At 41.1% G+C, this 4,822-nt stretch carries 3 protein-coding genes and 1 pseudogene; 1 reads left to right on the top strand and 3 read right to left on the bottom strand.

All coding sequences use genetic code 11. The features are described from left to right. Positions 1–44 precede the first annotated feature (44 nt). The 3 genes and pseudogenes from K8S13_RS09770 to K8S13_RS09760 form a co-directional block, all read right to left on the bottom strand. A pseudogene (locus K8S13_RS09770) lies at positions 45–239 on the bottom strand (FAD-dependent oxidoreductase); the annotation flags it as partial. 164 nt (positions 240–403) lie between these two features. Beyond that, positions 404–1,639 carry an MFS transporter gene (locus tag K8S13_RS09765; protein ID WP_291462259.1) on the bottom strand — a complete coding sequence of 412 codons (1,236 nt, stop codon included), beginning with the start codon at positions 1,637–1,639 and terminating at the stop codon, positions 404–406. Between the two features lie 84 nt (positions 1,640–1,723). Next, positions 1,724–2,563, bottom strand: coding sequence for an MBL fold metallo-hydrolase (locus K8S13_RS09760; RefSeq protein ID WP_291462258.1), 840 nt, complete (start codon positions 2,561–2,563; stop codon positions 1,724–1,726). Between the two features lie 485 nt (positions 2,564–3,048). On the opposite strand from K8S13_RS09760, the gene K8S13_RS09755 reads away from it, so the two are divergent. Next, positions 3,049–4,822 (top strand): acyl-CoA dehydrogenase (locus K8S13_RS09755; RefSeq protein ID WP_291462257.1); only part of this gene is annotated, 1,774 nt, incomplete at its 3' end.

The following is a 4,822-nucleotide window of genomic DNA, read 5'->3' as shown; positions in this document are numbered from 1 at the left end:
TTCAGATGCCGGCCGACCTCGACCAGTTTAGGTGAGATCACTCACATGGTACAGTCATTGGTCGGGAACGTCTTATCCAGCTGTGCCATCATACCACCGGTGGCAAATGATTTTTCAACCAGATACACATAATAGCCTGAATTGGCCAAATCTATGGCAGACTGCATTCCCGCGATCCCGCCGCCAAGAACCATGACAGAACCTGCAAGATCTTTCTTTGGTGTTAAATTTTGCGTCATTATTTTAACCTCCTACCCCTTTTTTAGCTTTATAGTTTAAAGCTATGAACCCTGCCTGCTTCAAATTTATTACAAATAAAACGAATCTATAGACTTTTGTTATTTACCGACTTTTAAGTAAAAAAAAGGCCATTTTTTGTCAAGCACTATTTACGGATGTCCGATCAGTGCGTTGCCTCTAATTCTTCATTACTTGCATTCCAGGGAGCAATTTTAATCAAAAGCAGCATTCCCGGGATTGCAATCAATGCACACAAAAAATAAAATACATCCCATCCCAGATATTTTGCCATAAACCCTGTAGCGGAAGCAGCAACAACCCCCGGGACAGCCATTAAACTTGTCAATAATGCATATTGGGTAGCCGTAAACCGCTTATTGGTCTGTATCGCCATATAAGTTGCATAGGCAGCCTGACCCATACCTGTGGAAAAAAATTCAAACCCTACGATGCAACCCAGAATAATTTGCCTGTAGTCCAACCAGATCATGGAATTGTGATCTACCATAACCATAATGGCAAACAACGCCGTAGATACGGCCTGGAATATCCCAAATACCCACAGGGATTTGGCAATTCCAAGGCGAATCATGATAGAGCCTCCTAAAATTACCCCGCCAAAGAGCCCAAACATCCCAATCCCTTTGACAATGATAAAATATTCTGTTTTAGAAAACCCCATTTTAAGTATAAACGGAATAGTCATGGCACCCGCCATATTATCCCCGATTTTGTACAACAGGATAAACAAAAGAATAAGAATAGCACTGTGGCGCTTAAAAAATTCAATAAAGGGTTCAACAACAGCTTCTTTAATTGAAACCGGTGGTGCTGCATCGACTTTTGGTTCAGAAACAAAAAGGGTGGTTAAAATTCCAACCCCCATCATCAGTGCCAGGATAATATGAATGCTTGCCCAGGTGATATTTAATTCTGTAAGAAGTGCAAGCCCTACAGAGACATACATGCCAAGACGCCATGCATTCATCCAGACACCCGTGCCAAACCCCAGTTCTTCATTGGTTAAATATTCACGCCTGAATGCATCCAGAGCAATATCCTGGCTTGCCCCGAAAAAATTAATGCACAATGCCATGAAAACAATCCCTAACAGTGACTTTGAAGGATCAAATTGCCCTATAAGTGCGATACTTATCATAAGCCCTATTTGAGCGATAAGTATCCACCCCCTCCGCCTGCCTAAAAATCTTGGCACATATCCGTCCATCAACGGAGCCCAGACAAATTTCAAAGTATATGGCAGACCCAGAGCAGAAAAAAGACCGATAGTTGCAAGATCCACATTGGACTCTGTCATCCATAATTTTAATACATCTTTGATAATGTAAAACGGAAATCCGGAAGAAAATCCAAAAAAAACATGACGATCATTTTCCAGGACAGCATGACTTTGATAATTTGTAAGAAAGAGGGCTTTGATTTTTGTTCCATGTATTGTGATTTAAACCTTATATTTTTTATTTTAAAGATGAATTGCCATATTGCAGGAAACAGCAAAACAATCCAGAACCGAATTTTTCTTTCTCAAATCTGTCTGACACTCATTAATAATCTGATCCATCTGGTCATCGGTTCTATCCTGATTCAGATGAAACAGCCCAAGTTTTCTCACATTGGCTTTTAATGCAAGATCCAAGGCGTCCTGAATCGAAGAATGCCCCCAACTCTCCTTTCGTTTATATTCATTCTGGGTATATTCTCCATCATGGAACAAGAGATCCGCATTTCGTGAGAAATTCAGATAAGCATCGAAGCCCACGCCTTCAGGATGATCAAAACCAAGTTCATTATCCGTTAAAAAAACAAAGGATTTGTGGTCTTCAATGAATTTATATCCTAACCCCCCACCGGAATGACTGATGGGAATAGTTTCTATCTTGATAGAGCCGATAGTAAAAGTGTTATTCAATGCTTTTTCAAATTTGATATCTGCTTTCATGTCCTTTAAGCTGATGGGGAAAAAAGGCGGTCTCATGACTTCATTTAAAACATCTTTGGTATCAATGCCTGAAAATTTGCGATTCTGGATCATTATTTTAATGTTACTAAAAAGAAGCGGTCTGAAAAAACCAATTCCCAGGATATGATCCCAGTGGGAGTGGGTAAACAAAAGATAATACTGATCAATATTCCTTTCAATCAAAGAATTACCTAAGCACCGGATACCTGTTCCTGCATCAACAATAATTGTTTCACCTGATTTGGCAGAAATCTCAATACAGGTTGTGTCACCTCCATACTTGGTGTATTGATCACCTGATACAGATATAGACCCTCTTGAGCCCCAGCATTTAATATCCATTGCTCTCCTGTATCACAACATCAATTCTTCGTCCACCAATAATTGATTTTTTAAGCTTCAAATATCTTAGCAGGGGTAATGGATATCAAAACATAAAAGACAACGACAGTTTGGTTCGGCAAAAGGACTGATTAAAATGGCTGGTTTTAACAACGATCTGGTTTTAAGTGCTGCAAGCCTCTGAAAAATTGCCATTAAAACAAGCATAGGCAGGCTTGAACTGCTCAGCCCCTTTGATCAGCTTATACCCATCCAGCTTGAAAAAATACCATTGATGTCTTGCCCATAAAGCTGGATCATATTTCTGCATATCATTAAAATCAAATATTTGTTAAGCATTTGTAAAAATAGTTAAGGATAATCAAACTTTTTCACGATCACAGGTTGACAACACTGTTTATTTTGCATAGGAAATTAATACTGCGGTTCAAAGTATATTTAAAAAATAATTATATAACAATATATAAAAGAGGGGGATTGAATATATGGCACAACTTATCGCTGACCGACGGGATGTTGATTTTGTTTTGCATGAGCAAATCGGAATGGTTGAACATGAATTATTTGAAGAATTTAATAAGAAAACAATAGACCTGATTGTTTCAGAGGCAAGAAACCTGTCTATAAAAGAAATCCTTCCCACGTTTAAAGATGGGGATGAAATCGGATGTAAGCTTGAAAATGGAAAGGTTACGGTTCCGGAATCCTTTAAACGGGCGTGGGATATCTATTGTGAAGGTGAATGGCTGGCCATGTGTGATGATCCTGATGTTGGCGGTCAGGGAATGCCGAAACTCATCGGATGTGCTGCTCTTGAATACATGGTGGGTGCCAATTCAGCATTTATGCTCTACTACGGCATGACCCATGGTGCTGCCAAGCTGGTGGAAGCCTTTGGTGATGAGGAACAAAAAAAGCTCTACATGGAAAAAATGTTTGCCGGCATTTGGGGCGGAACCATGCTTTTGACTGAATCCGAGGCAGGATCTGATGTGGGAGCATTAACAACTGTGGCAATAAAAAAAGAAGATGGTACCTATTCCATCCAGGGATCAAAGATTTTTATCTCTGCCGGAGAGCACGACCTGTGCGATAATATTATTCACCCGGTATTGGCAAGAATTGAAGGAGCGCCTGAAGGAACCCGCGGGATCTCCCTGTTCCTGGTTCCTAAGTACCATGTGAATAAGGACGGCGGTCTGGGTGAATTCAATAATGTCGTATGTACAGGCCTGGAACATAAAATGGGGATTCACGGTAATTCCACAGCCTCTCTCTCCCTGGGCGAAAAAGGGGAGTGCATCGGCACCCTTCTGGGTAAAGAAAACAAAGGCATGCCTGAAATGTTCCAAATGATGAATGAAGCCCGTGCCTTTGTCGGTCTGCAGGGATTTGCAGTGGCTTCTGCGTCTTATATGTATGCCCTTGATTACGCTAGAAACAGGATTCAGGGAAGACATCTCCTGGCCGGAAAAGACCCGGCGGCAAAAAGTGTTCCCATTATTCAGCATCCGGATGTAAAACGCCAGCTTCTGAACATGAAAGTTTACACAGAAGGGATGCGATCTTTAATCTATTACTATGGCAAATGCTCTGATATTGTCCACACCACGGATGATGAACAGCTTAAAGCCGATACCAGCGCTTTGATCGAAGTTTTAACACCCCTTGTTAAAGGTTATATCACAGATAAGTCCCTGGAAGTCTGTTCCCATGGCGTACAGGTCTATGGAGGCTACGGCTATATCAGTGAATTTCCTGTTGAACAGCTGATGCGCGATTCTAGAATTTTCATGATTTATGAAGGCACCAATGGTATCCAGGCCATGGATCTTATCGGCAGAAAACTATCCATGAATAAAGGCGAAAGCTTTAAATACTTTATTGCCAGAATGAAAAAGACAATCCAAGAGGCCAAAGAGATTGAAGGCATTGAAGGGCTGGTTGAAAAATTTACCTATGCTGTATCAAGACTTGAGACCCTTGCCCGGGAAATCGGATCAAGAGCCAGGTCGGAAAAGGCGTTTAATGCCTATTCCTTTGCCCATCCCTTCCTTGAAGTAACAGGGGATGTTACCTTTGCATGGATGCATCTGTGGCGGGCATCTGTTGCCGCACCAAAGCTTGCTAAAAAAGTGGGAAGTATGGAAAGGCAAGCCATTGCGGCTAAAGCTGCCAAAAATAAAGATGCTGCCTTTTATGCAGGCCAGATAGAATCAGCTAAATTTTTTATTAATACCCTTCTTCCATCAGCTTATG

The organism is Desulfobacula sp. (genome assembly GCF_021107415.1).
The sequence above is the reverse complement of the archived record's forward strand: the minus strand, read 5'-3'. Positions and strand labels throughout refer to the sequence as shown.

Coding starts and splice junctions, on each gene's coding strand:
- K8S13_RS09760 (WP_291462258.1), bottom strand. CDS start 2,563: ATGGATATTAAATGCTGGGGCTCAAGAGGGTCTATATCTGTATCAGGT.